This is a genomic window from Halobacillus sp. (assembly GCF_049282395.1).
In the GTDB taxonomy this organism is placed as follows: Bacteria; Bacillota; Bacilli; order Bacillales; family Halobacillaceae; genus Halobacillus.
The window spans coordinates 1-2,755 of sequence record NZ_JBAPTY010000001.1 but is presented as its reverse complement, the minus strand read 5'-3'; the positions used below and the strand labels follow the sequence as shown (position 1 = coordinate 2,755).

Below are 2,755 nucleotides of genomic sequence, written 5' to 3'. Positions count from 1 at the left end.
TTGATCCGGTTGTCGCCCTTCAGGAATCGGCCAGCGGACTCGTTCTGGGTATTCTGCTCTTAATGATTGTGCTGGCCCAGTGGTCCACCAATGTCTCCGCCAATATCGTGCCGGCGGCGACCATCTTCTCGAATGTCGGCGGACCTAAGCTACCTTTCTGGGCCGGAGTGTTTATTGCCGGTTTGATTGGTACAGTCATTCAGCCATGGAGCGTATTCAATCTGCTGATTCCGGTCTTACTTATTGCGGCTGCTATTTTATCCGTAATCGTCGGAATTATTTTCGCCGATTATTATCTGTTGAGAAAACGGAGAATGAATGTCCACGATTTATACAAGAGTGGTGGGCAGTACCGTTACGATGGAGGTATTAACTGGGCGGGCGTCATTTCCTGGGCAATAGGCAGTGTGGCTGCTTACACATTCAGTACCTATTCCTTCTTTGTAGGGTTTGGCGTCGGCGCTCTTCTTTATTACTTGCTTGCTAAACACTGGTATTTCAAGAAACATCCGCAGGCGGAGATTGATCATCCGAGTGATGAAGAATACCTGGGCATAACGGTCGGACGTGACTGGAAGATCGGGGAAGGATTTGCGGAAGAGAAAATTGGCCGGAAGACAGGATCTGAAGCAGCACCGGCTAAAGTCGATGTTTAACAAGGAGGAGAGAGATGTCAACTTATCAGGAGTTTGAAATCGAACGTGAAAAAATAGACTTTTTATTAGAAAAGGGTTACACCATTAAAGGTGTGACAGAGAATTTGAGCGGGGCATTTGTAGAGTTTGAGTACAAGGGAAATGATCCGGAAAAAAGTAAAAAAGAGCGGTTGCATATACTTCATCCAGACTCTCGTAAATACTTTTCTACTATTTTAGTTCAGCAGCAACGACAAAAACAAGTTCAATAGAAGGACTGTTAGAGGATGAGCTTAGGCTCATCCTCTTATATTTGTTAAATTTTCTCACAATTAGTTAGATTTTTCTGATGCTTTGTAGTACGTTTGAAGAGGGGTATTTCTATGAAGTATCGCATATCACTAGAGAACATATTGGATCGAAAGCTTTTTGCATCAGCGAAAGTCGTGGCTGGTCAAAAGGGGATGGACCGGCAAGTAAAGTGGGTTCACGTGTTTGAAACGATCGAAGTCCGCGGCAATTTGAAGGGCGGCGAATTAGTGTTAGCAACGGGGTTTGGGTGGAAAGATGATGAAAGCCTGTTTCTGAATTTATTGGAACAAATGATTCAGCGGAACGTAGCGGGAATCTGTATAGAACTAGGAAGCTTCATTGATCACATATCGGAAGAAGCGATCCAGCTTGCTGATAAGCACGACTTTCCGATTATTATTTTTGAAGAAGAAGTTTCATTCGTGGACATTACTCAGGACATTCATGCGCACTTAATTAATCAACAATATGAATTAATCACGAATTTAGAAGACTACTCTCAACGCTTAAATAAGCGCCTGTTAAAGATTGATAACTATTTCGAAATTCTAAAAAACTTACAGCAATATGTGAGCTGTCAGTTAATTTACATCGCAAAGGATCACAGGGTCGTTACGATTCCAGCAATGAGAGAAAAAGAGAGGGAGTCGATGCTTGCTCGTATCCATGATTCCTCATCGAAGCAATTGGTCAAACAGACCGTGCAAGTATTTGAACGGGAGTTTGCGACCATTTATTTAATCTCGAGCTGCCGGGAATTCACCGAATTTGAATCGCTTCTCCTGGACCGTACGGCAACGGCTTTAGCTCAGTATTTATTGCGGGAACTCTATACAGAGGAAAAACGGAAAGCCAGGGAAACGGAATGGCTTCTTGAATGGCTGCAAGGGGAGCATAGTTCTGAAGAGATTAAAGACCACTTATCCTTTTACAAAATCCATCAGCCGGTCTCAGGAGCCGTCGTCCTGACGGTAAAATTAAAAATGGCAGATGGCCGTGATAACAATTTAGACCTGGCGTACTTGAATATGCTGATTCATAACATCTTCGATCAGAATGGATATTTCGTTTTTGCCGTCGAAAAGCGTCATTTATTAACCTTTATTCTGCTAAATAAAAAAGGGGAAGAAGATTGGAAGATTAGAATTAAACGAGGAATTGAGCGATTGAAGAAAATCAGTCTGCTCAATGATTCCAGCATTGATTCGTTTCAAATAGCCGGAGGGAAGTTTGTCAGGGAACTAAATCTTCTGCATGAGAGCTTCCAAACAGCTCAGGAAACCTTGTCGATTCAGAATAAAATGCCGGCCGGCCACTTTAAATATTTTTATGAAGATATGCACATGTATCGGCTGATCTCTCTCGTACATAAACATAGCAACTTGAACGGACTGGTGGAGGAGTATTTAGAGCCGATCATTCAATATGATCAGAAGCACAATGCGAACTTATTAGAAACGTTAAGGGTTTATTTATCCTGCAATGGGTCCAAAAAAGAAACAGCGGACAGAGTTTTTGTTGTGCGTCAAACCCTGTATCACAGGCTTGAGAAACTGGAAAAATTGTTAGGCTCCGACTTCATGGAATCGGAAAAAAGACAGGTTCTTGAGTTTGCACTGCTTGCAAATGAGTATCAAAAAACCATTTACAGTTGACTATTTTTTTAGACACGCCCACAGACGGGTGTTCACTTATTCTTACATGGAATAAGTGTTTTTTTATGACTCAAACCCAAGTGGAAAGAGAGGAAGTATCTATATAATAGAAGAAACTCGGTATAGTACCCCGTGTAGTCATTATGTGAAAGG

Annotated in this window: 3 protein-coding genes; all 3 read left to right on the top strand. The window is 42.1% G+C overall.

What is annotated here, in order from left to right; translation table 11 throughout:
* On the top strand, positions 1-656 hold a 656-nt coding region (locus WAM07_RS00015), incomplete at its 5' end, for a cytosine permease (RefSeq protein ID WP_422163715.1).
* A 14-nt stretch (positions 657-670) separates the two neighbouring features.
* The gene (locus WAM07_RS00010; protein WP_041601286.1) at positions 671-907 is read left to right on the top strand and encodes a hypothetical protein; all 237 of its coding nucleotides are present in this window, start codon (positions 671-673) and stop codon (positions 905-907) included.
* 111 nt (positions 908-1,018) lie between these two features.
* The gene (locus tag WAM07_RS00005) at positions 1,019-2,602 is read left to right on the top strand and encodes a PucR family transcriptional regulator (RefSeq protein ID WP_422163713.1); all 1,584 of its coding nucleotides are present in this window, start codon (positions 1,019-1,021) and stop codon (positions 2,600-2,602) included.
* Positions 2,603-2,755: the final 153 nt, after the last annotated feature.

Excerpts from the sequence above, each read along its gene's own strand:
- WAM07_RS00005 (WP_422163713.1), top strand. The coding sequence starts at position 1,019 with ATGAAGTATCGCATATCACTAGAGAACATATTGGATCGAAAGCTTTTT.
- WAM07_RS00010 (WP_041601286.1), top strand. The coding sequence starts at position 671 with ATGTCAACTTATCAGGAGTTTGAAATCGAACGTGAAAAAATAGACTTT.